The organism is Chitinophagales bacterium (assembly GCA_017303415.1).
Classification (GTDB): domain Bacteria; phylum Bacteroidota; class Bacteroidia; order Chitinophagales; family Chitinophagaceae; genus SpSt-398.
In genome coordinates this window covers 1,978,119-2,003,160 of record JAFLBJ010000001.1, presented here as the reverse complement: position 1 = coordinate 2,003,160, position 25,042 = coordinate 1,978,119, and the positions used below count along the sequence as shown (strand labels likewise).

Here is a 25,042-nt window from a genome sequence, read left to right as displayed (position 1 = left end):
AATGATAATCCATTTACCTGGGTACTTCCATTCCTTCAATGACCTGTTTGATTACCTCATCTTCAGTAACACCTTCCATTTCCTTTTCGGGAGCCAGAATGATCCGGTGGCGAAGTACAGGCGCGACGATGGAAAGAATATCTTCCGGGGTCACAAAATCTCTCCCCGACAAGGCAGCCATGGCCTTTGCCGCGTGCATGATGGCCAATGAAGCCCGGGGCGATGCGCCAAGGTAGATGGATTTATGATTTCGGGTCTGCTGGATCAAACGGGCAATAAAGGCCATCAGTTTATCCTCGATCAGCAAGGTCTTTACCTGCTGCCTGATCTGGTTGATCTGATCCCCATGTAATACGGGTTGTACTTTATCAACCGGTTTTGCACTACCCATTTCATGAAAGAGTTTAAGCATAGCCACCTCCTGCTCTTCAGTAGGATAAGGTACCAGTACTTTGAAAAGGAAACGATCCAGTTGCGCCTCGGGTAAACGATAGGTTCCTTCCTGTTCGATCGGGTTCTGGGTGGCCAATACCATAAACGGGGACGCCATGGGATAGGTCTTTCCATCTACTGTGGCCTGTCGTTCTTCCATGATCTCAAAAAGGGCAGATTGGGTCTTGGCCGGTGCCCGGTTGATCTCATCAATGAGTACGATATTACTGAATACGGGACCTGGTTTGAAATCAAATACCGCTTCACGTGGATTGAACACCGGGGTACCCAATACATCGGAAGGCATCAGGTCGGGCGTAAACTGGATACGTGAAAAACCGGCATTGATACTTCGGGCAACCAATTTAGCGGTGAGTGTTTTTGCCACACCCGGCACCCCTTCAATCAATACATGGCCATCGGCCAGGATCGCGGCCAGGATCAACTTGACCATCTCATCCTGTCCGACAATGATCTTCTTGATCTCGGAGCGGATATTGTTGACCGCCTCATTGAGGGCTGTCAGGTCAACTCGGGGCTGGTACATTTGTTCGTCCATATCAGGCTTGTTTATAGAATTTTTCTAATTGTTGATAAAAGTCTTGCAATTGCCACACTGAAACCGAATGTTCTTTTTCCAATTGGGCAATAAAGGAGAGAATATACCGGATCTCGGGTTCCGGATAACCGGATTTAAAATGAAGGGTCTTTACCAGCTCATCATCCAGCCGGGTAGTTGTCACCCGATATCGGTTTCTAACATGCTCCAGAAAATACGACCCCATCTTGATACACAGGTTACGGTGATCACCCCGTTCATGATATAACCGCCCAATGGTGCGTACAAAATCGAGTGAATCATTTCTGGGTACCGGAAGCACGGGTATCTGTCTTCTCCGGCGTCTCATTTCCAGCAGCACGTATATGATCAGGGTTATGAGCGCGATCCAAAGTGCCGCCTTCATGGAGGGATAACGCATCATCACCGTCCACCAATTGGCTTGCTTGGGATTGGGTTGCTGGTTGTTCAGGTTTTTTTGTGAAAAATATTCATCCCAATAGATTTTTTGTACCGAAGAAGGTATCAGCGAAAAAAGTTGTTCGTAATAGGGCAGGTTCTTTTTATGGAGGAGGAAATAATTGGACAGGGATAAGGGTGCCAGGTGCATGAAAATATTTCCTCCACCCGCGTGATAGCGAAACATCAATGGCTTGCCCTCCACCGAAGTTGCGAGAATATCGACCAGGCTATCGTTCCATGAATGGGCAGGTGAGGCAAACTCATAACCCGGGTAGGTAAAAGATTGTTTGGATGTAAAAGGAGGTGTATTGAGTTCAACGGTCAGCGAATCATAGTAAGGAAATACTTCTTCTTCGAGCGTAACAGAAAGTGTTTTCTCCACCTGATAGGAAATGCTTCGGGTACTGAGAAAGATCGTATTGCCATAGGAGGCAAACCGCATTAAATTTCCCATTTCCTTTTCTGTTGGGTTGAATTGATCAGTAATGATCACCAGGGCATTTCCTGTAGAAAACTCCTGAAGGCTGTCCAGGTAGGCATTATCAAAGCCTGTAGGAATGATATCTGCTTTTTTAAAAAGTGTACTTAATCCGGAATAGGCGACATAGTGCCCATAGGGCTTTTTGGAAATTTTTCCAATCGCCAATCGCCCGTCCATTCTCCGTTTACCGGATGATGCGGAGGAAGATCCAATGATCAGCAACACGAGCGCGCCGATCATCAGTAAAAGAAAAAAGATGGGTAAATACTTCTTCATGCCATACCCTCCTTTTTATAAAATTCCAGGAAGAACTGGCGTATCTCCCGGTAGTTTCCTTCCAGGGGACTAAACTGACCATACCACACATATTCATAATGCCGCATGGCCTGAAAGAACCTGGCATATTCCGGGCGGCCATGTAATTGCATCAGGTAGTCGAGATTTGTGCGGTCGGGTTTATATTGGATAGTACCTCGTTCTGATAATCCTTTTAGTAATTGAAGAAAAAGGTAGCGAACGGCCAGTCGGTAATTGCCGTCCTTTTCCGCACTCTCGATCTTATAACTGTAGGGAATTGAAAATATGTCTTCCTCCTCCTGCATTCCTTCTGCCTCTCCTTTTACCAATGCCTGATCATTTTTAAAGAACCCGATTCCGTTTTGGGACAGAAACCAGATAAGCAGCCCAACAAATGACAGCAGTATCAAAATCCAAAGCAGGTTGAATATCCAGCTTTGGTTAAGCACGGATCTATTTTTCGTTTCCCTGATGGGTTCATCTTCCTGGAAGGGATAATTTGCATACCAGAATTCGGGGTCCTTTTCAAAGCGCGAAACCGAATCAGCCGGGAACTTTCTCCAATCCCATTTATCTTCAAAACTCTTATACGCTTCTTTGGGAACCACATACCTTGACAGGTCTTCGCCTGTTGTAGCAGGCACAGCAACGACCTCATCGACGACTGGCGCATCGGTTATGACCACCGTGTCCATCTCATGGGGATATTCCTCCTGCTGGGCAAAGCCCGCTTGTGAAAGAAATCCAAAAAAGGCCAGGAGAAGATATGTATGTAGATTTTTCATCCCCTCTCCTCCCAGAATTTATCCGCCAGTTTCTTTTCCACGCGGAAAGGATAGATGATAAAATACCAAATCACAAATACGATGGAGGCCACCACCACGAGGATCGTCAGTACTGGCACATCATTATATAATCGGGTGATGAACCCCTCAAAAAAAGCGGCCAGAGCAAAAACCGGAAATAAACCGAGGATGATCTTGGCTCCTTCTTTTGCGGCCATCTTAACAGAATCAAGTCGACTAAGCGTACCGGGCAACAAAAAGCCTTTCCCCAGGATCAATCCGGCTCCTGCCGCCAGGATAATGGCCGTCAACTCCAGGGTGCCATGGATAAACACAACAAGAAAAAAATCAAGACCCAACCCTTCCCGATAAAAAAGCTGATCAAAGGCACCCACCATAAAACTGTTGGAGGCAAGAATGTACAAGGTAGGTATGCCAAAAAATATTCCTGAAATAAAAGCTTTTACAGCCACCCCGATATTATTGATCATGATACGCAGCCACATCACAAACACATTTTCATTCTCATATACACCAAACGGGTTGCCATTTCGAATATTCTCCCGGGTCATATCCACATAATCCTGTCCTAATATTTCATTTAAAATTTCCTCATCCCGCGAAGCGGTGACAAAAGCGACGGCCGCAAAGACGATAAAAATGATGGTGGAAAGAAGAATAACCCGGTGATGTTTACGAATGACCATGGGAAGGTCATATTTCCAAAAATCCACGAGGCGACTGGAACGTTCTTTCCGGTTGCGGTAAATATCCAGGTAAATACGGGAAGCCAGGCTATTGACATAATTAGTAACACGGCTGCCCGGATAAAAGGTTTTGGCGTAAGAAAGGTCATCGATCAGGCGTGTAAACTCCGTCGCCAATTCGTCTGCATCCGCCACCTGGCCATGTTGTATCCGTTGCCAGCGTTCTTTGTTCTTCTTGATGAATAAGGCTTCGCGCAAAAATTGAGATTATATCGTAAAATAGTGATTTGTTGGCTATCCCCCTGTCGATTCGTGAATTTTTTATTTCTTATTCCTTATTTCTTATTTTTAACCATGCCCCTGGTAAAGATTCCCACTTCTTTTAACCTTGATATCGAATTTGAGGTCAGCGAATTCTATCGCCGCTTCCTGGCCTGGTTGCTGGATATGGTGTTGCAGATCGTTTACCTGTTACTGGCCTACCGGCTGCTGGGTCTTATTATTTCCAATTCATCCAACCCATTCAGGCCCTCCACCTTTGCCCAGATATTTGAGATAGTACTTTGGTTTCCCGTGATATTTTATTACCTGGCTTTTGAAATATTCACCAATGGACAAAGTATAGGGAAAAAAGTGGCCGGTTTGAGAGTGGTGAATGAAAATGGAGGAAAAGCCAGTCCAAGCCAATACCTGATACGGTGGCTGATACGGGTATCCGATCTGATGATGGTAGTGGCCATTCTGATTCTGGCCACATTCCCCAGCGCCTTTCGGTATCCTGAATTGCGATGGGCCCTGGTGATCATTTTGGGTTTGATGATCACCGATCTGATTCTGGTGGCATCCTCCAAAAAATCACAACGACTGGGCGATGTATTGGCCCAGACGATCATAGTGCGTACCAAGAACAAAGCGGATATCCAGGACACGGTATTTCGGGAGGTGGAGGAAAGTTACACCCCGCATTTTCCCCAGATCATGCAGTTGAGTGACAAGGATATCAATGCCATAAAAAGCATTCTGGATACGGCCCATAAGAATGGAGATTTCAATCTTGCTTATACCGCCACAGAAAAGATCAAGTCGCATCTGAAAATCGATACGTCAATGAACCCGTATGATTTTCTGGCAACGGCGCTGAAGGACTATAATTATCTTTCAGTGAAATAGCTTTATATCTAATAGTTATTAGCTATTAGCTTAATACGCCTGCGCAAATAATACCCTTTGGCTGCTCGGCTTACCTGTTAAAATACACTTTCCTTCCTCAGGTGTATTGTTCAGTGGAATACACCGGATGGTGGCTTTGGTTTTTTCCTTGATGGCCTGTTCGGTTTCGGGTGTACCATCCCAATGCGCGGAAACAAACCCACCTTTCTCTTCCAGAATCTTGGTGAATTCATCCCAGGAATCAGCTTTAGTGATATGTGCATCCCGATACGCAGCTGCGCGATCGAATAAATTTTGCTGAATAGTAACCAACAACCCCTGTATTCTTTCCGTCAACCCTTCCAGCGATACGCTTTCTTTTTCCCCAGTATCGCGACGGGCCATTTCCACCACATTATTTTCCAGGTCACGCGCGCCAATGGCCAGGCGAATGGGTACCCCTTTCAGTTCGTGTTCGGCAAATTTCCAACCCGGACGGTTATTGTCGTTATCATCATATTTAACCCGGATTCCGGCGGTTTTGAATTGAGCTACCATCTCCGCGACACGGGCATCGATCATTTTTTTTGACTCTTCCCCTTTGTAAATCGGCACGATCACTACCTGCACAGGCGCGATCCTTGGAGGTAATACCAATCCTTTGTCGTCACTGTGTGCCATCACCAGCGCACCGATCAACCGGGTACTTACGCCCCAACTGGTGGCCCAAACATATTCCTGCTGGTTCTCCCTGGTGAGGTATTTAACTTCAAATGCCTTGGCAAAATTTTGTCCCAGGAAATGCGAAGTACCTGCCTGCAGGGCTTTTCCATCCTGCATAAGCGCCTCGATACAGTAGGTATCTACCGCCCCGGCAAATCGCTCACTTTCGCTTTTTACTCCCTTTATCACGGGCAGGGCCATGTATTCTTCGGCAAACTGGGCATACACGCCCAACATTTTTACAGTTTCTTCAATGGCTTCTTCTTTGGTGGCATGGGCCGTGTGGCCTTCCTGCCACAGGAATTCGGCGGTGCGCAGGAACAAACGTGTACGCATTTCCCATCGGACCACATTGGCCCACTGGTTCACCAGGATGGGAAGATCGCGGTATGATTGGATCCAGTCTTTGTAAGTGTTCCAGATAATAGCTTCACTGGTGGGACGAACCACGAGTTCCTCTTCCAGTTTAGCCTCCGGGTCGACCATGAGTTTTCCCTTTTTATTTGGATCCGCTATTAACCGGTAATGCGTTACCACTGCACATTCTTTGGCAAAGCCTTCGGCATTTTTTTCCTCGGCTTCAAAAAGACTCTTTGGTACGAATAGCGGGAAATAAGCATTCTGGTGCCCGGTATCCTTGAACATCTTATCCAACACATCACGCATATTCTCCCAAAGGGCAAATCCGTATGGTTTGATGACCATACATCCGCGTACGGCTGAATAATCGGCCAGTTCGCCCTTCAATATCAGGTCATTGTACCATTGTGAATAATCGGCGGCCCTGGAGGTGATCTCTTTACTCATAATCAATTGCTAATTTTGAAACAAACCATTGATCCTGAACTGTTAAAACTTTAATAAGCTTGTTCTTTCCCTATTGGTTTCGCCGCAAATGTAGTAACTTCATATCGATTACTGCATAAATCCACGGTCATGAAACGTCAAATTCTACTTGCTTCTCTCACCGCCCTTGTACTGGGCAGCTGTACCACAGCCTACAAAACCGGACAGACACCCGATGATGTCTATTATTCTCCTCAACGTGAGGTGGATGATTATGTCCGTGTAGATAACCGTCGTGATGGTCGTTATCAGTACGATGATGAATACTATGATGACCGTTACCTGCGGATGAAGGTATCTGATCGATATCGTTGGTCAGAGTTGAATGACTGGTACTATTTTGACCGGTACAGTTATGGATATAATTACTACTACGGATCCTATTACAATCCTTATAATTCCTGGAACTATTATTACAACCCTTATTGCCCTGGCAATGTGGTGATCGTAAATCCCGGACTTGGAAAAGAAAGCCGACCTGCGTATACCCCACCCCGGAATTTTAACCTGGCGGGATATGCAAACGCGCAAAATTCCAACACCAACCTGACTTCAAAATCAGGTCGCCCAGCGATCATTCGCCCCGGTACCGGTGTCAGCAGTTCGTATAACAATTCCAATTCGAATGTGAATACGAATGGCTTGAGCAACCGGGTCAATCGTTGGTTCTCCGGAAACAATAATTCCAGTTACAGCAACTCAAATACCAATTCTAATAATTCAAATTCTACCTCCCGTCCCGACAGGAGTTATACCCCATCGAGCAATAATAATAGCAGCAGCTCCGGGTCCTCCAGTTCAGGTTCTTCGAGCAGCGGCGGTGGCGTAAGCCGGCCAACCCGCGGAGGTAATTGATGATCCATCAAAATCGTAACATGAGATCGCCGATTTTAACCATTGCCCTCCTGGTCATGGGAGGAACCGCCTTTGCCCAGATACCGGAAGAAGCCCTTCGTTTGTCATGGACCTACCCAAATGGTACAGCCAGAAGTCAGGCCATTGGCGGAGCCATGGGCTCCTTAGGAGGAGATGCGACCGCCAATCATGTAAACCCGGCTGGATTGGCCTTCTTCAAAACCTCTGATTTTATTTTTACACCTGCCTTTCAATTTGGACGCGGTAAAGGAGACTTCCGGGGCACCAACAGCAAAGGCGATTCTTATTCCAAATTCAACTTAGGAACGACCGGCTTTGTTTTTGGAGGAATGGGACGTCAACGCAGTTCCGCCTTTGCACTGACCCTGACGCAGACCGCTAATTTCAATCAAACATCGTATTATAAAGGTCAGAATAACTATAGCAGTTTTGCCGAACCCCTTGCCGATGAATTTTCCGGTTCAGGATTGGATATTGATGGCGCCCTCAACAGCGATAATATTTCCCTTCAAACCAAAATGGCGCTCTATACCTACCTGGTTGACACCGCTACCATAGGGGGCAACCTGCAAGTAATTGCCAGACCAGAATTTGCCTCTATCTCTGATCAGGAACAGATCATCAATACGAGTGGTGGCATCACCGAACTTACCCTAGGTATCGCGGAAGATTTCAACCGCAAATTCTACCTGGGTGCAAGCCTTGGTATCCCCATCATCAAAATGGATCGAATCAGTTCGTTTACGGAATCGGATGCCAGTGGAGATACAGACAATGACTTTGGTTATCTCCGCTATGTCGAAAACTACAAGCTTACTGGAGTGGGTGTTAACCTGCGGGGTGGATTTATCTGGAGACCGCGTGACTATATCCGTATCGGATTGGCCGTACATACCCCCAACTGGATGATGCTGAAAGAAACATTTACTTCAACGATGACCGGTGATGTGGAGAATCTCTTTGGCGTGGGCCAGGGAGTCGATAGTGTGAAATCAACTGTGTTTACCAATGGGCAAATACCTGAGAACAGATATGTATTAAATTCCCCAACCCGTTTTATCCTGAGTGGTTCCTATGTATTTCGCGAAGTGGCCAATATCGAACAACAAAAAGGTTTCCTTACTGCCGATATCGAATATATCAACTACAAATGGATGAAGTTCGCCCCACAGGATGAAACTACCTCTGCCGATATTTTCGCTCCCTATAATTCCGCAATCGACCTGATCTATAAAGGCACCTTTAATTTTCGGGTAGGTGGTGAATTAAAATTCAAAACCCTGATGGCGCGTGCCGGGTTCTCTTATATGGGCAACCCGTACAAAGACAAAGAATTAAAAGGCAACCGGATGAACCTGAGCGGCGGACTTGGTTATCGTAACAAAGGCATGTTCGTTGATCTCACCTATGTACACCGGATCGTTAAAGATGTCAATTTCCCCTATCGCGTAAATGCGCCAAGGTTGAATACTTATGCTGACCTGAGGGATAATGGAGGGAATGTTCTTTTGACGGTTGGGTTTAAGATATGAGACGTGAGGCGTGAAACGTGAGGCGTGAGATTTCTCACATCTCACGTTTCACGTCTCACGCCTCACGCTTCACCTCCCATCTTCCTAAACCACGTCCCCTGCCTTTTGGCATAGTTTCGGGTATGTTGTTTTATCAGTGCTATTGCTTCCTCGCGGGAGGTGTTTCCATCGAAGTAGTCAAACCATTCCTGATAGCCTACAGTTTGTAAGGCGGATAAGTGCCGGAATGCGTACAATCCGCGGGCTTCCTCTTCTAATCCGGCGTTGACCATTTCATCCACGCGTTGATCGATCCGCTCATACAATTGAGGGCGGGGCAGATCCATCACCAGCATTTTTATATCAAATGGGCGTTGGGCCTTCTCTCCTTTTCGAAAGCTCAGGATGGATTTTCCGGTGGAGCGCACTACTTCCAGAGCCCGCATGAGCCGGTGAGGATTTTGGTTTTCGCCTTGGGCAAAAAAAACGGGGTCATTTTGTTTTACTTCCTCCTGCAGCCAGTGTAATCCCTTTTCTTCATAGTCACGGATAACCGATGCACGAATCACCGGATCTGTTTCCGGTATCTCATCCAATCCTTCCATAAAGGCTTTGATGTATAAGCCTGTACCTCCCACCATGACCACCACTGTATGTCGGGTAAATAGTTCATTTACCTTATCCAATGCAAATTTCTCATACCAGGCAGCATTCAGGTTATCGTGTATGGAATGGGAAGCAATAAAGTGGTGGGGCACTGCCGCGAGTTCTTCCGGGGTTGGTCGGGCTACCCCGATATTCATTTCCCGATAACACTGACGGCTGTCCGCAGAAATGATCTCGGTCTTGTATTGAAGTGCGAGCTCAATGGCCTTCCGGGTTTTTCCGACGGCCGTTGGCCCTGCGACCAGGATCACTGTAGGTTTTGTAAAGTTCAAGGCTGTTTCTTTGCGCCTCTTAGCGACTTAGCGGATTGGCGGTAAGAATTAACCGCAAAGACGCCAAGGGACGCGAGGTTAGAATTCTTCAGAAGGCGTTTCTTCTTCTCCGGCAATCTCATCTCCGTCAGCGCTGCCTGTCCCTTCTTCCCCTTCTTCACTAAATCCTTCCCCTACCTGGGTCAGGTCATATTTTTCTTCCACATCGGCAAATTTCTCTCCCAATAACCCCTTGGTTCCATACTGACTGGGGGCGATCCCTTCGGAACGGACGAGGGCAGGATAAACGAGTTTCTGGCTTTCCTCTTTGGACACATGGATTAGTTCCACCATGAAGCTCCAATTCTTATTGAAATCGTAGAGGTAAATGAATTTTTGGTTGGGGTCACGGATCTCCGACCCAATGGTGGTTTCTTCCATCAGGAGGGGTGGTGCCTTGTAGTCCCTTTCATATTTTTCCAACGTGATCTCCCTTCCCCGTTGCCAATGGTCATTGCTCCGGAAAAAGGTCGCCTTGTGCTTATTATCAAACTCATAGGCCTTTAGGATGATCGCATGTAACTCCAGAAAGGTCTGTGTATGCTTGATGGCCACATCCCTGTAAATGCTTTCGTCCTCTTCAAAATAGATCCTGAATTTTAATACCGCCATGCAACAAAAATAGGCAATTTTAAATGACCGGTTCCAGCCGGTGCTCCCGGGCTTTTTCCACCATATAGGCATAGGCAGCCTCGTAGGTATTGGGGATTATCCCGTCTAGAATGGCGTCTCTTACCGCATTTTTTATATCCCCCACGGGACGGGATGGTGGTATCCCAAAGGTCTTCATTATTATCTCGCCGGTGATCGGCGGTTGCCAGCTTCGAATCCGGTCGCTTTCCTCCACTTCGGCGCAACGCTCCCTGACCATTTTAAAATTTGCAAGGAACTTTTTGACCTTCCATTGATTCTTGGAAGTGATATCTGCTTCGCAAAGCATCATCAGTGACTCAAACTCCTCCCCGGCATCAAAAAGCAGGCGCCGGATAGCAGAATCTGTGATATTCTCTTTGGTCAAACTGATGGGTCTTAAGTGCAATTCCACCAGTTTGCGGACAAAGCGCATTTTCTCATTCTGGGGCAATTTGAGCTGGGCGAATATTTTGGGGACCATCCGGCCACCAACTACTTCATGGCCGTGAAATGTCCAGCCATGCCCCTCCTCAAACCGCTTGGTAGCGGGTTTAGCAATATCATGCAACACGGCCGCCCAGCGCAACCAGAGATCGTCCGAATTCCGGGCCACATTATCGACAACCTGAAGGGTATGGTAAAAATTATCCTTATGTCCTACCCCGTCCTTGTACTCTGCCCCGGCCAGGTCCACCATCTGGGGGAAAATAATATGGAGCAAACCGGACTGATACAATAGGTCAAATCCGATGGAGGGTTTGGGACAGGCAAGGATCTTGTTTAGCTCATCGGTGATCCTTTCCTGCGAAACGATCCGGATCCTTTCGGCTTCATTCCCGATCGCCTTCCAGGTCTTTTCCTCGATGGTAAAATTCAACTGGGTGGCAAACCGGATCGCCCGCATCATCCGTAAGGGGTCATCACTAAAGGTTTGTTCGGGTTCCAGGGGAGTCCTAAGAATCCCGGCATTCAGATCTGAAATTCCATTGAACGGGTCCACCAGGTTCCCAAAATCATCCTTGTTCAAACTGATCGCGAGGGCATTGATCGTGAAGTCGCGGCGAAGCTGATCGTCTGCCATATTGCCAGGAGACACCTCTGGTTTCCGGCTATGATAAGCATAGCTCTCTTTTCTCGCACCCACAAATTCCACCTCAAAACCATCCTCTGTTTTGATCTGCGCCGTACCAAAATTCTTGAAGTAACTGACATGCAAATGAGGGCTGAAACGATGGGCTACTGCCCGGGCCAATTCAATTCCATCGCCCACACAAACAATATCGGCATCTTTGGTAGGTCTGTTGAGTAACTTATCACGCACAAATCCCCCGACCAAATAGGTCTCCACCCCCAACTCGGCCGCCGCGTGGGCGATCTTGTTGAGCAGGAAAAGTTCTTTATTTGTACAAGGGATAGTCATCTTAAAATTTAGTTTCTCAGAGAAAAATTATACTATACAAATTATTCTATTTAAACAAATTATATCAGTTATATAAAATTAAAATAGATATTAAATAACCTCCAATAATTTCTCCACTTTTATATCCAATGCGCATTTAAAATGCCCTTCTGGACATTCCCGCTTCCCATGCAAACCACAGGGTCGGCAGGTCAATTTCTCCTCCACTTCCACAATCGTTGACCGGTCGGACAAGGGGGTGAACCCAAATTCCGGAACAGTGGAACAGAAAATAGCGGTCACCGGGGCATTCATTGCGGAGGCCATATGCAAGGGAGCTGAATCGTTTACATAGTTCATCGCCGCTTCACTCATCATGGCAGCCGACTGAAGAAAACTCAGTTCTCCACAAAGATTTTTGCTTGCTATTTTATTTAAAGTAACTTTTTCAATTATACTATTAACCAGATCTTTATCTCCAGGTCCTCCAAGCAAGTAAAGATGATGATTGGAAGGCAAATTCTCTATCAACTCGACCCACTTTTCAGGAGGAAATTGCTTGGTAAACCAGACCGAAGCAGGAGATAGAGTAATATATGGTTTGTTTTTCGACCATTGCATGACCCGTTCATAATCCGTGGTCGCAGGATACAACTTTGGTTTCCCGGCTGGCCCCGGGTCGTCTGGCATAAGGTGTGCGATCAATGCCTGGTTGCGATCAATTTCATGTCCCTGGCCGATTTTGTGTTCTACTTTTTTTGTAAATAACCAACTCAATGGGTTTTTAATGAACCCGATACGTTCCTTCGCACCTGAAAACCCGGTCAAAAATCCACTGCTGGCAAACCGGTGTACATTGACCACGATATCGTATTTATTTCGACGTATCTGCCCGAGAATCCGGAAGAGATTCCTGATCTTTCCTGTCTTTTTATCCCAAATTAGTCGATTTCTCAGGTGTGGATTGTTTTGAAGCAACGATTCATTCCCCTTTCTGACAAGCATATCAATTTCAGCATCTTGAAAGTTTTGTTTCAACTTTTCAATCAAGCCGGTGGCTAAAATGACATCGCCGATGAAAGCGGTTTGTATGATCAGAATCTTCTTCATTTAAAATTTCTTCTTCGTGTCCTTTGTGGCTCCTTTGTGACCTTCGTGTCCTCCTACGCCCGACTTGCGTAGGAGGGCACGAAGAACACGAAGGGGCACGAAGGACACGGAGGGTTATCTCAAAATTTCGACCTGGCCCTGCCTGAACCGAACCACGGATGATGGGGTTGCCGGCTCTCTGTCATCCTGTCGGTATTTTACAATATAATCTACTCCCGATTTTACCTCTTCGCTTACCTCCCCAAACCATCCCGGAGCGGGTTGGCCTGAGATATTGGCGGAGGTGGAGACCATTGGTTTTTGGAGTCTTTTGATCAGCGCGCGGCAAAAAGGATCCCGGCAAATACGAATACCCACAGACCCATCCTGAGCGATCAGGTTTTCCGCCAACCCTAATGCTCCTTGATATACCACCGTGGTTGGCCTACTTGTTCTTTCCAGATAATCGAAAATTTCAGGGTCCGGGGCGGCGGTATATTCATAGATATCCCGTTCTTCCGCCACCAACACGATCAGGGCCTTGGTATCCTCCCTTTTTTTGAGTGCATATACCTTCTCCACGGCGGACCGGTTGGTCGCGTCACAGCCTATCCCCCAGATCGTATCGGTGGGGTAAAGCAGGAGGCCGCCTTTACGCAAGGTTTCAAGTGCCAGCTCAATATCTTCTTGCTCGTACATCATTGCGGACAAAGGTAGAAATTTGAAAGTGGATAACCGCAGAGGCGCAGAGACACAGCGTTACATTTTCGAATACTTTAAGGTTATTGATACTACTTGATAGTTTCCATTGCGATCCTAGATAAAGTCTAATTATAGGCCAATAATTCTCCGAGTCTCTGTGCCTCTGTGGTTAAACAAGCCCTTATGCCTATTTTCGCAAAAAAAATTCCATGAAGGAACTGATACTCGAAGCCTGGGCCAACCGTGAACTTTTAAAAGATTCAAAATATACCGATGCTGTTCGTGCCGTCATTGAGGAAGTAGACAAAGGCCGATTGCGTACGGCCTCTCCCACTGCTTCCGGATGGGAGGTAAACGAGTGGGTAAAACAGGCCATCCTGCTATATTTTGGGATACAGCAAATGCAGACCTGGGACCTGGCGCCATTTGAGTTTTATGATAAGATGTTACTCAAAAAGAACTACAAGGAGCTCGGTGTAAGGGCTGTTCCCCATGCGGTGGCGCGTTATGGTGCTTTCCTGGCGAAAAATGTGGTGTTGATGCCGAGTTATGTCAATATCGGAGCCTATGTTGACGAAGGCACGATGGTAGATACCTGGGCAACGGTTGGTAGTTGTGCCCAGATCGGGAAGGGTGTTCACCTCAGTGGTGGTGTGGGAATTGGCGGGGTGCTGGAACCCCTGCAGGCCAGCCCGGTAATTGTGGAAGATGGTTGTTTTATTGGCAGCCGATGTATCGTGGTGGAAGGGGTGATCGTGGAAAAAGAAGCCGTATTGGGAGCCAATGTAGTACTTACCCAAAGCACCAAGATCATAGATGTCAGTGGCAGTGCACCCGTTGAATACAAAGGGCGTGTACCTGCCCGGTCGGTCGTTATCCCGGGAACCTATAATAAAAAATTCCCTGCCGGCGAATACGGAGTGGGTTGTGCCCTGATAATCGGTCAACGCAAACCCAGTACAGATCTTAAAACCAGTCTCAATGATGCCTTGCGCGATTTCAATGTATCTGTATAGGTGACCAGGCAGTCAGTGCATAAAATGACCCTTGCCGGCCTGCTGCTTACCGTGGTGGGTTCGCTTTTCTTTTCCACCAAGGCCGTGCTGGTCAAACTGGCTTTTCGGGATACCCCTGTGGATGCGGTATCCCTGTTGGCTGCCCGCATGTTTTTTGCCCTGCCCTTTTATTTGTTGGCCGCGTGGTGGAGCCGTCCGAAAGGAGGTATAGCCCCATTAACCCGTAAACAATGGATCTATATTCTGGGTCTGGGTTTAGCAGGTTACTATCTCAGCAGCCTGTTTGATTTCATGGGGCTTCAATACATTTCCGCCGGACTGGAACGGCTCATCCTGTTTCTCTATCCAAGTTTTTCAGTATTGATCAATGCCTGGGCATTCAAAGAAAAGGTTCCCAAGCGCCAACGATGGGCGCTTGCCCTGACCTATGCCGGTATTCTGTTGGCCTATGTGGGTGAACTGACCATTGACAGTGATAAACCCGGTTTTTTCCTGGGTACCGGACTTATTTTTCTTTGTTCCATTACGTTTGCCATTTACATATCCGGTAGTGGAAGACTCATCCCGCAGGTAGGAACAACACGATTTACGGCCTACGTGATGCTCTCCTCCAGTTTTGGGGTGTTTATGCATTTTCTTGTGGCGGGAAATTATTCCATCCTTGATCAGTCGGCTGATTTTGTATGGTATGGCCTGGCCCTGGGGGTGGTAGCCACTGTAATTCCAAGTTTTCTGATCAGTGCCGGTACCAGGCGGATTGGCTCAAATAATTCCGCCATCATCTCGAGCATCGGCCCTGTCTCCACGATTATTCAGGCCTGGTGGTTGCTGGATGAACCCATATTTGCCACACAGATCATTGGCACCCTGCTCGTACTGGGAGGAGTGGTTTTATTGGGCTGGGTTCCGGCTAAAAACCGCGATAAAAAGCCTGAATAAAGTTTTTCCCCATTCATATTATCCCTTAAATTTGCACCCCCGTAGCCCAGGTGGCGAAATTGGTAGACGCACCGTCTTCAGGTGGCGGCGCCGCGAGGTGTGCTGGTTCGAATCCAGTCCTGGGCACAAAAGAAAAAAGCCCCCAGTTTTACTGGGGGCTTTTTTTTTCAATTTGAAAAGCTTAATTCCGCTACTGGTGTCAACCAATTTTTTATTGATGAAAAAAAGTATGTCGGAGAAAATCTGAAACATTTCATGGACCACCTGGTCAGGCATCTCTGGTGAAACTCATTGTTTATATTTATTAAAAACATGTAGCCTGCCGCTTGTTGTGTGCCGATAGGCTAATATCGAGTCTGAAATACCGGTTATTTCATAACAAGTTTCATCTTCGTCTTTCAACCAAATAAAATCTGCCTTTACTTTCTTTTCGAGGTAGGTAGTATCGCAAGAATATCTCATCCTTTTAAATGTACCCTGGCTCAAGGTGTCCTGATCATACACACTCCAGAATTTGTTCTTGAAGAAAATCATCTTAGCAAGAGAATCCACTTCATTGACCCAAGTGCCAGTGAGTTCTTTGTTCTGGCAGGACCTTGTGCCAAGGACTGTAAGGAGTATGATTACAGAAAATTTCATTCCCCCAAAAATACGGGAAGAAAATACTAGGTATGCCCTAACCTCGGGTCATCATAATAATCCCTGACCAGGTTGGGATTGGCTTTTTCGAGTTCGCCCAGCAGAATTCTGTTCTCCACTTTGTTACCATGGGTATCTTCCTGATAGATGGTGACAAAGAGGAGGCCGGTTGCGGATATTTCAAAGGTGCTCGTTTCCCCGTCGGCCACGGCCTCATCGAGTTGCTGGGCTATTTCGCTGTCGACCACACTCAGGTTTAATGTACCACAGGTTCCGTTTATATGGTGCGCTTCATCCCCATCCATGATGCTGATAGAGGCCATATGGTTATTGCTGGCAACAGCACGCATGGTGAGTTTGGTTCCATCCGGAAAAAGTATAGATCGGTGTAGTCCCAACCGGTCTTTGATATGTTTTCCGTTGAGGTTTTCGTGGTCACCCCCAAGTAGCGTGGCCCCCGGTGCTGGAACTATGATTCCCCATATTTCTATCTTGAACCCGGGATATCCGGAATGCGTAACCTTAATATCGTTTTTTAGATTGATGGTAATGACACCCCCTCCTCTTGTATTGTAGGTATAGATACCGGTTGCAGCATTAAAGGTGAGGTGACCTTTGGCAGTCTGGGCATCACAGGATTCAAGGTCCAGGTTTTTCTTTACCGACTCCTTTTTGCAGGAAAATAGCAGGAAAAAGGCGGGTAATAAAAGAAATAAAAGATGGCGGAAACGGGAAGAATGGGGCATAAATATGGTTTTTGATGATCTGATACCCCTTCATCGGAGAAAGGGGAAAAGGTCATCAGGCCTTGTTCAATTAAATATTTAAAAAAAATACCCCTGATCGATCAGGGGTATTTCCTTTGAATTTTAATGGGAAGTTGGCAATAGGCGTTTCCAATATGTGATTAAAATTTCTCGACTCCTTTGACCTTCATTTTGATGGAAGAAACTTTATCGACAGGTCCTGTGATAAACAGGGTTTTCTCATTTCTGCCGGCAAAAACGTTATTGGTCGCTCCGCTTCCCGTGGAGATGGTTGTGATCTGAACACCCTGGGGTGAAAAAATATTTACACCCAAACCATTGCTGATGTAAATATTTCCTTTTTCATCCATTGACATTCCATCCCCTCCCATTTCAATAAACTTGCGCATGTTGGCCAAACGTCCATTGGGTTTAATGTCAAATACCCAGGTTCCACCCATATTATCTCCTTCCCATTTATTGACATATAGTTTTTTACCATCGGGTGTTCCTACTACTCCATTTGGCCATGAATCGGCATCCCATCCCATTGCTTCATTGGTTACCCGAACCAAACTATGGCTTCCGGGTGCCAGATAATAAACATGCCCTCCCTTACCGGTGGCCGCCTGTTCAGAATGAGTGGGGGGCCAGCCTTGCTTGCGCGGATCATTTTCATCCCAGTAACCGCGGGGAAAGATGGGATCGGTAATATACATACCTCCTGTCTTGGGATTGATCCAGACATCATTTGGACCATTCAGGAGTTTGCCCCGGTAATTGTTCACCAATACGGTATGCGTACCGTTTGGTCGGATTTTCCAAATCTCACCATGCATATCGGCGCAGGCGATCAGGTTGCCATGTTTATCAAATGCCATTCCGTTTGAACGACCTGTACCTGTTAGAAAATTAGTGATCTGCCCGGTTTGCGCATTCCATTTATAAATTTTATCGTTGGGTTGATCAGTAAAAAACACATTACCCCATTTGTCAACAGCAGGGCCTTCTGTAAAACTATATCCTTCCCCCAGGGTAACTACCTGTGCTCCCGGTTCAATCAGATCATCAGGATCACAACTGCTTCCATTGTGGTGACCTCCCCGGCTGTCTTCCTGAGTGGAAAGCAATTCCTCCTCTTTTGGCTCCACATTTTTACTACAAGAAAGATATCCAAAGGCGCATAATACGCCCAGGAAAAAAAGGGTTCTTTTTTTCATAATAGCAAACTTTTAAAGATTATAAAAAATACCGTGTCAAGAGAAAGCCTTCAAGAAAGCGAACTGATCAGTATACAAAGTATATATTCTGGTAAGCCAAAAACTACCATAGAAATACCGTGATTGTTTTTACACAAGATTGGCAGAGGTGATTTTCCGTCATCCATAAAATTTACAGAGAAAAAAAAGTTCTACTCCATAGCTAAGACTACCGGTCGGTCATTAGTTTATTTAATAAAACCAACTGATTCTCCGCTCTTTGTTTATTATGCCCCTGGTATTTTGCTCCATAATACCTGTCATTGTTCAAATGATCGGTTAAAAACCGAAGAGCTTGCATATATATAATATAAGGCCCGGCAAAATCGACTGATTCGAGTTCTGCGGGACTTAAAACGGGTTTCATTGCTGACAAATACCCTTCCAGTACCGCTGATTTATATTCCTCCCTCACCTCGATACGGGAAAAATCCTGTTCTTCTTCGCTTACCGGACTCAGGTAGGTCCGCATCATATCTCCCAGGTCGCTGAGAAAATAACCAGGCATCACCGTATCAAGATCGATCACACAAAGGGCCTGGCCTTGTTTATTAAACAATACATTGCTGATCTTGGTATCATGATGCGTAGGCCGGAGTAAGAATGCAGGATCCTGCCGAATGGATTGGTATTTGTTAACGAGAAAAGACAATTCTCTGGCCTGGTCGATCAGGTAGGCCGAATCTCTGATCCGTTCGGGGTTTCCTTTTTCCAGGGCCTCAGTGAACTGTTGATACCGGAGGGAAAGATCATGAAAGGCTTCGAGGGTTGTTTGCAATTGTTCCATGGGAAGGCCGGCAAGAGAACGGGTAAAGCGTCCAAACGACCGAGCCGCCTTATAGGCCAACCGGGGATGTGAAACCACATCATGGGTGACCGAACCAACGATAAACGGGAAAATCCGAAAAAAGCCCATTCCCTCCTTCTCCACCATCTCCTCGCCCCTTTTTGTCTGAAGAGGACGGGTAAACAGATAATCGGGATGCCGGGTGGCGAGGTATTCACCCATTGCCCGGATATTTTCTGCGATCGCCCAGGGATTGGAAAAAATTGCATGGTTGATCTTTTGCAGGACAAAATCCCCCCGGCTATCTTTTATTCTCCAGGTAGTATTGATCAGCCCTGTACCCAGGGAGCTGATCCCGTAGCTGCCCGCCTTAAACCCATACTCTTCCAGAATCGGGAACAAATCCAAGCCCTGGTCCTTGCTATCCATAGATTATAAAAATAGTGAAATTGGTCATTTACGGCTGGTTTTACCAATGAAAAGCCCGTAATTCCCCCTAACCCGGTATGTGAAAAACTCTTGACCCCGCGCAATTTTTTACAGGTAGATACCGTTTCTACCCATTGTTAGACCAATCAGGTATTGTTACCAGGGATCCTCGTACCATCCCTGTTAAAAGATCAAACATGAAATCCAATCCAATGTCCTTTGCAGGAACTTTCCTGCTATTGCTGTTTTTTCATTTCTCCCAGGCCCAGTTCGGGACCACCGCCTCCGCCGTATGGATCACGGATTGCAACCAAAGCAATTATTATAATACTTCAGGAAGCCTGGCCGATGAGATCGGCCCCAATGCCAACGCATTTCACAACAATAATTTTGGTGTTCATACCCAGAACGCAGGTACATTGTTGCTGAGAGGTGGTGCTGTTAAGACCTTTAAAACCCCGGCTTCAGGTAATGTTTGCGCGGTAACCATGTTTTACCGGGTTTACCTCCAGAGCGGTGTTCCAGGTGCGTTTAGTTCGATCGATCTGCCTTTATTCGAAAACTGTAATACCGGTACGGGTCAATTCCCTTCCGGCGGGCCTTGTGTGGATGGTGGACAAAGGTGGCAGCGGGTGATACCGATCGGTGCATCGGTCCCTTACGCTCCGGTTAACCTGACCAATTTTGCCCCGGGAAATTATGTCGTGGATGTTTATTTCCAGGCCACAGGATCGCAGACCAGTTCCAGTGGCTGTACGGATGTAGTAAATGATGACAATGCCGGTAATTATTACAAAGCCTTTTTCTCAATACAAGCCCCCACCCTTTCTTCTACCAACCCCTCCACCTGTAACGGGACGGAGGGTTCGATCACTATCAGCGGACTCACCCCTGGTGCCACCTATCAGATCGCTTATACAGATAATGGCAGCCCGGTTGCTTCCGCTTCTTATACAGCCAACGGCAGCGGTCAGGTAACGATCTCAGGTTTGAATGCCGGTCTTTACGCCAACTTCAGCCTGTTGGTGAATGGATGCACCACCAATCTAAACACTGGGGTGATCCTTTCCAACCCGATCTTTATCCCGACATTTTCATCAGTACCCCCTTTCTGCGCCGGAACAACCCCGCCAACCTTGCCGGGAATTTCGAATAACGGCCTGGCGGGTACCTGGAGCCCTGCGGTGGTCGATAACACCACCAGCGGTACATATACTTTTACACCTGCCAATGGAACCTGTGGTATTCCCGTTACCGTGAATATCACCGTGATTCCAAACGAAACACCAACCTTCTCCTTTGGCACCAGTCAATCCATATGTAATGGAGGAAGCGTGCCTGTATTGCCTGGTATTTCGTCGAATGGATATACCGGAACATGGAGCCCAGCTGTAGTTGATAATACCACCAGCGGCACTTATACATTTACACCGGATGCCGGACAGTGCGCCACAACCGCCACCTTTACTGTTACGGTAAACCCCAATATTACCCCAACATTTAGTTTTGGTTCGGCAATCACACTTTGTGCGGGTGACACGCCTCCGGCTTTACCTGCCACATCCACCAATGGGATCAATGGTACCTGGAGCCCTGCTTCAATCGATAACACGACAAGCGGCACCTATACCTTTACCCCAACAGCCGGACAGTGCGCTACGCAAACGAGTATCACGGTTACGGTAAACCCGGTCGTACCGCCAGTTTTCCCCTTTGGCACAAGCCAGAATATTTGTACTGGCGGATCAGTTCCAGTTCTACCAAACACATCCGACAATGGCATTACCGGAACCTGGAGTCCTGCCGTAGTGGACAATACAACCTCGGGTACTTACACCTTTACGCCAAGTGCCGGTCAGTGTACAACACCTTTTGTGTTCTCGGTGACCATTGATCCGAATATCACTCCGACCTTTAGTTTTGGTACTTCCTTAACCATTTGCGAAGGCGCCACAGTGCCTGCCTTACCCGGCACTTCAAATAACGGTATCACGGGTACCTGGAGCCCTGCGGTTGTAGACAATACGACCAATGGCACCTACACCTTTACTCCGGATGCAGGACAGTGCGCCCTTCCAGCCAACTTTAGCGTTACTGTCAATCCGAATATCACACCAACCTTTACGTTTGGTACTACACTGACTATCTGTGCGGGCGAATCCGTACCGACGCTACCTACAAGTTCTTCAAATGGGATCACCGGTACCTGGAGCCCGGCAACAGTGGATAACACCACCTCAGGTACATACACCTTTACACCAACAGCTGGTCTTTGTGCCACTACAGCCACCTTTACCGTAACGGTCAACCCGATTGTAACGCCAACCTTTGCTTTTGGCAATAGTCTTAACCTCTGTGCGGGTGGATCTGCTCCTGCATTGCCTGGCACATCCGATAATGGCATCACCGGTTCCTGGAGCCCGGCCGTTGTGGACAACACCACCAATGGCACTTACACCTTTACTCCTACTGCCGGTCAATGTGCCAACCCCTTTACACTGAATGTTACAGTAAATCCCAATATCACTCCAACATTTAGTTTTGGAACCAGTTTAACGATCTGTGATGGCGGTACAGTTCCAGTATTACCTGGCACTTCAGATAATGGCTATACAGGTACCTGGAGCCCTGCAGTGGTCGATAACACCACCAGCGGTACCTATACCTTTACACCTACTGCAGGTCAGTGTGCCACAGCAACCACATTCACCGTTACAGTCAATCCAATACTGACACCCACATTTGCCTTTGGAACAAGTTTAACTGCCTGTGAAGGAAGCACCATGCCTGCACTGCCGGCTACTTCCGACAATGGAGTGACGGGTACCTGGAGCCCTGCTGTAATTGATAATACAACCAGTGGCACTTATACCTTTACGCCAACAGCGGGTCAGTGCGCCATTGGTACTACCCTTACTGTAACCATCGACCCGAATATTACACCGGTATTTAGCATCGGCAGTAGTCTGACCATTTGTGCAGGCGCCTCTGTCCCTGTGTTACCTGGCACATCCGATAATGGTGTTACAGGAAGCTGGAGTCCTGCCGTTGTAGACAACACAACCAATGGTACCTATACCTTTACTCCGACAGCAGGCTTATGTGCGCTTCCGTTTACATTCACTGTAACTGTTAACCCGAATATCACGCCCACCTTCTCCTTTGGCACCAGCCTGAGTGTTTGTGACGGAGCTACTGTTCCTGCGCTTGCCGGTACCTCAATTGAAGGAATTACCGGTACCTGGAGCCCGGCCGTGATCGACAATACAACAAGTGGAACTTATACATTTACTCCGGATGCGGGACTTTGTGCCGTGCCCACTACATTATCAGTAACGGTCAATCCGATCCTGACACCCACTTTTGACTTTGGCACCAGCATCACTATTTGTGAAGGAAGTACAGCTCCTGTATTGGTGAACACATCGAATAATGGTATCCAGGGTACCTGGAGTCCGGCTACCGTTGACAACACCCTATCTGGAACCTACACCTTTACTCCCAATGCGGGTCAATGTGGTACAACTACAACGTTGTCTGTAACGATTGAACCCAATATCACACCCGTATTTAGTTTTGGTTCTACCCTGACCATCTGTGCAGGTGGTACTGTACCGACCTTACCCAATACATCAGATAATGGAATCACGGGTACCTGGAGCCCCGCCGTGGTCAACACTAACGCATCCGGCACCTATACCTTTACGCCAACTGCAGGACTTTGTGCATTGCCGGTGACCTATTCGGTTACGGTCAATCCGATCCTGACCCCGGCTTTTGCTTTTGGCATTTCCCAATCCATTTGCATTGGCGGAACGGTTCCCACATTACCGGCCAGTTCTACCAACGGTATTACAGGAACCTGGAGCCCCGCTGTTGTGGACAATACTGTTTCAGGAACCTACAACTTTACACCCGATGCCGGGCAATGTGCGACCACGGCCAGCTTTAACATGGAAGTGAACCCGATACCTGTAGTGACCGTGCGCAACGACACCCTCGTATACGATGGCAATTTTGTACCGGGATATACTTTCACCACAACACCTGCTGGTAGTGTAAACTGGACCAACAATAATACAGCCATTGGTTTGGGTGCTTCGGGAACAGGCAATATGCCTTCCTTTACTGCTACCAACCTGGGCAGCACACCAATCACTGGTACGGTAACCGTTACACCAAATATCAATGGTTGCGTAGGCCAGGCCAGACAATTTGTGATCACGGTGAACCCGTTGAACAAAGATGTATTTGTTCCAAACGTATTCTCTCCCAATGGCGATGGCAAAAATGAAGTGCTGTATGTATATGGCAACTACATTAACAAACTCGAGATGCGAATCTTCAACCAGTGGGGTCAACAGATCGCTGAGATCACCAATAAGAGCCAGGGTTGGGATGGCAAACACAAAGGAACTCCCCAGCCAGTGGGCGTATATGTGTACGTATTGAAAGCCGAACTCGCTGACGGACGTGTGGTGAATTTGAAAGGATCGATTACGTTGGTAAGATAGGTAACAACTAATAGCTAACCACTTAAAGCTGATAGCTGATAAAAAAGTCTCAATTATGAAAAGACGCTTCCATAAAGTAATGCTCGGGTTCTTATGTCTGGTGTCGGTAACGGCCGCGGCACAAACAGACCCGCATTTTACACAGAATTACACCTATCCTATGTATTTGAATCCGGCACTGGCAGGAAGCAGTGACGGAGAATACCGGGTATCGGCGGTCTATCGCAGCCAGTGGGGCAGTATTTCCAATCCCTATCGAACCATGGGGGTTTCCTTTGATACGCGTACGAATAAAAATATCGCGTTGGGAGGAAATTTACTGAACCAGAAGGCCGGCGACGGCGGGTTTAGTTACCTGAATGCAAATGCATCCATCGCTTATACCGGGGTAAAATTGGGAGCGGACAACAACCACCGGGTGGTACTGGCCATGCAATTAGGCCTGATCAATCGCCGGGTGGATGCTTCCAAATTCAAATGGGGCGAACAATGGAACCCCATCACCGGGTACAATGCCTCCAACCCGACCACCGAATCATTTGCTACCACCTCTTCCACCACCTTCGATGCCGGTGCGGGGGCCTTGTACTACGATGCCACTCCGGGTAAAAAATGGAATGGCTTTGGGGGACTTGCTTTTTACCACATCAATAAACCCAAGGATCCCATTGTTTCCAGCCAGAGCAGTGAGCGAAACATCATCCCGATGCGTATGACCTTGCATGGAGGTATCAGTTTTAATTTAAGTGAGCGTACCAGTATTGTACCGCATGCCCTGTTTATGAAACAAGGATCTGCTACGGAAACCATGCTGGGAATTTATGCACAGGTTAATGTAAATGCAGAAACGGATGTTATGATCGGCGGGTATTACCGGTACAAGGATGCGATCGCCCCCTTTGTGGGAGTGGATTATAAAAATTTCCTGATCGGGTTGAGTTATGATGCCAATACCTCTAAGCTTGGTGCCATGGCCCGCAATGTCAACAGTTTTGAATTAAGTCTTTCTTATATCAAACGTACCGCTTCCCGCAGCATCGTGGATTTTATCCGCTGTGCCCGTTTGTAAACTCCAATCGATTCAC

General features: G+C 47.1%; 21 protein-coding genes and 1 tRNA gene. 8 read left to right on the top strand and 14 right to left on the bottom strand.

Annotated features, from left to right (window positions below; genetic code table 11):
- Nucleotides 1–13: 13 nt before the first annotated feature.
- The 4 genes from J0M30_08690 to J0M30_08675 are packed head-to-tail and all read right to left on the bottom strand — an operon-like array spanning nt 14 to nt 3,981.
- Nucleotides 14–991, bottom strand: a complete 978-nt coding sequence (locus tag J0M30_08690; GenBank protein ID MBN8667568.1) for a MoxR family ATPase — start codon at nt 989–991, stop codon at nt 14–16.
- 1 nt (nt 992) lies between these two features.
- Nucleotides 993–2,210 carry a hypothetical protein gene (locus tag J0M30_08685; GenBank protein ID MBN8667567.1) on the bottom strand — a complete coding sequence of 406 codons (1,218 nt, stop codon included), beginning with the start codon at nt 2,208–2,210 and terminating at the stop codon, nt 993–995.
- Entirely contained in the window at nt 2,207–3,016 is an 810-nt protein-coding gene (locus J0M30_08680) for a DUF4129 domain-containing protein (protein ID MBN8667566.1), read from the bottom strand. Before J0M30_08680 ends, J0M30_08685 begins: the two co-directional genes overlap by 4 nt.
- Nucleotides 3,013–3,981: a stage II sporulation protein M gene (locus tag J0M30_08675; GenBank protein ID MBN8667565.1), complete on the bottom strand. Its 969-nt coding sequence runs from the start codon at nt 3,979–3,981 to the stop codon at nt 3,013–3,015. Before J0M30_08675 ends, J0M30_08680 begins: the two co-directional genes overlap by 4 nt.
- Before the next feature lie 96 nt (nt 3,982–4,077).
- Between J0M30_08675 and J0M30_08670 the strand changes: the two genes are divergently transcribed.
- Nucleotides 4,078–4,893 carry an RDD family protein gene (locus J0M30_08670; protein ID MBN8667564.1) on the top strand — a complete coding sequence of 272 codons (816 nt, stop codon included), beginning with the start codon at nt 4,078–4,080 and terminating at the stop codon, nt 4,891–4,893.
- 30 nt (nt 4,894–4,923) lie between these two features.
- Here the strand turns inward: J0M30_08670 and J0M30_08665 are convergent, their stop codons facing one another.
- A complete protein-coding gene (locus J0M30_08665) occupies nt 4,924–6,402 on the bottom strand; it encodes a proline--tRNA ligase (protein MBN8667563.1) in 1,479 nt (492 codons plus the stop codon).
- A 129-nt stretch (nt 6,403–6,531) separates the two neighbouring features.
- Between J0M30_08665 and J0M30_08660 the strand changes: the two genes are divergently transcribed.
- Nucleotides 6,532–7,296, top strand: coding sequence for a hypothetical protein (locus tag J0M30_08660; GenBank protein ID MBN8667562.1), 765 nt, complete (start codon nt 6,532–6,534; stop codon nt 7,294–7,296).
- A 20-nt stretch (nt 7,297–7,316) separates the two neighbouring features.
- Nucleotides 7,317–8,849 carry a hypothetical protein gene (locus J0M30_08655; protein MBN8667561.1) on the top strand — a complete coding sequence of 511 codons (1,533 nt, stop codon included), beginning with the start codon at nt 7,317–7,319 and terminating at the stop codon, nt 8,847–8,849.
- 62 nt (nt 8,850–8,911) lie between these two features.
- Here the strand turns inward: J0M30_08655 and miaA are convergent, their stop codons facing one another.
- The 5 genes from miaA to J0M30_08630 all read right to left on the bottom strand — a co-directional run bounded on the left by miaA (nt 8,912) and on the right by J0M30_08630 (nt 13,628).
- Complete coding sequence (gene miaA, locus J0M30_08650; GenBank protein ID MBN8667560.1) at nt 8,912–9,766, bottom strand: tRNA (adenosine(37)-N6)-dimethylallyltransferase MiaA; 855 nt, start codon at nt 9,764–9,766, stop codon at nt 8,912–8,914.
- A 78-nt stretch (nt 9,767–9,844) separates the two neighbouring features.
- On the bottom strand, nt 9,845–10,417 hold the full coding sequence (locus tag J0M30_08645; GenBank protein ID MBN8667559.1) for a hypothetical protein: 573 nt from the start codon (nt 10,415–10,417) through the stop codon (nt 9,845–9,847).
- Between the two features lie 19 nt (nt 10,418–10,436).
- On the bottom strand, nt 10,437–11,858 hold the full coding sequence (locus J0M30_08640; protein ID MBN8667558.1) for an HD domain-containing protein: 1,422 nt from the start codon (nt 11,856–11,858) through the stop codon (nt 10,437–10,439).
- 90 nt (nt 11,859–11,948) lie between these two features.
- On the bottom strand, nt 11,949–12,947 hold the full coding sequence (locus J0M30_08635) for a glycosyltransferase family 9 protein (protein ID MBN8667557.1): 999 nt from the start codon (nt 12,945–12,947) through the stop codon (nt 11,949–11,951).
- 114 nt (nt 12,948–13,061) lie between these two features.
- Entirely contained in the window at nt 13,062–13,628 is a 567-nt protein-coding gene (locus tag J0M30_08630; protein MBN8667556.1) for a threonylcarbamoyl-AMP synthase, read from the bottom strand.
- A gap of 209 nt (nt 13,629–13,837) precedes the next feature.
- On the opposite strand from J0M30_08630, the gene J0M30_08625 reads away from it, so the two are divergent.
- The 3 genes from J0M30_08625 to J0M30_08615 all read left to right on the top strand — a co-directional run bounded on the left by J0M30_08625 (nt 13,838) and on the right by J0M30_08615 (nt 15,709).
- A complete protein-coding gene (locus tag J0M30_08625) occupies nt 13,838–14,644 on the top strand; it encodes a 2,3,4,5-tetrahydropyridine-2,6-dicarboxylate N-succinyltransferase (protein ID MBN8667555.1) in 807 nt (268 codons plus the stop codon).
- 24 nt (nt 14,645–14,668) lie between these two features.
- Entirely contained in the window at nt 14,669–15,583 is a 915-nt protein-coding gene (locus tag J0M30_08620; GenBank protein MBN8667554.1) for a DMT family transporter, read from the top strand.
- 44 nt (nt 15,584–15,627) lie between these two features.
- Nucleotides 15,628–15,709, top strand: a tRNA-Leu gene (locus J0M30_08615).
- 162 nt (nt 15,710–15,871) lie between these two features.
- On the opposite strand, the gene J0M30_08610 is transcribed toward J0M30_08615, so the two are convergent.
- The 4 genes from J0M30_08610 to J0M30_08595 all read right to left on the bottom strand — a co-directional run bounded on the left by J0M30_08610 (nt 15,872) and on the right by J0M30_08595 (nt 19,443).
- Nucleotides 15,872–16,222: a hypothetical protein gene (locus J0M30_08610; protein ID MBN8667553.1), complete on the bottom strand. Its 351-nt coding sequence runs from the start codon at nt 16,220–16,222 to the stop codon at nt 15,872–15,874.
- A 26-nt stretch (nt 16,223–16,248) separates the two neighbouring features.
- Entirely contained in the window at nt 16,249–16,968 is a 720-nt protein-coding gene (locus J0M30_08605) for a hypothetical protein (protein ID MBN8667552.1), read from the bottom strand.
- A 161-nt stretch (nt 16,969–17,129) separates the two neighbouring features.
- Nucleotides 17,130–18,188 carry an SMP-30/gluconolactonase/LRE family protein gene (locus tag J0M30_08600; GenBank protein MBN8667551.1) on the bottom strand — a complete coding sequence of 353 codons (1,059 nt, stop codon included), beginning with the start codon at nt 18,186–18,188 and terminating at the stop codon, nt 17,130–17,132.
- A gap of 208 nt (nt 18,189–18,396) precedes the next feature.
- On the bottom strand, nt 18,397–19,443 hold the full coding sequence (locus tag J0M30_08595; GenBank protein ID MBN8667550.1) for an aminoglycoside phosphotransferase family protein: 1,047 nt from the start codon (nt 19,441–19,443) through the stop codon (nt 18,397–18,399).
- A gap of 197 nt (nt 19,444–19,640) precedes the next feature.
- Between J0M30_08595 and J0M30_08590 the strand changes: the two genes are divergently transcribed.
- Together J0M30_08590 and J0M30_08585 are read left to right on the top strand one after the other, a co-directional pair.
- Nucleotides 19,641–23,957: a gliding motility-associated C-terminal domain-containing protein gene (locus tag J0M30_08590; GenBank protein MBN8667549.1), complete on the top strand. Its 4,317-nt coding sequence runs from the start codon at nt 19,641–19,643 to the stop codon at nt 23,955–23,957.
- Nucleotides 23,958–24,012: 55 nt separating this feature from the next.
- Complete coding sequence (locus J0M30_08585) at nt 24,013–25,026, top strand: PorP/SprF family type IX secretion system membrane protein (protein MBN8667548.1); 1,014 nt, start codon at nt 24,013–24,015, stop codon at nt 25,024–25,026.
- Nucleotides 25,027–25,042: the final 16 nt, after the last annotated feature.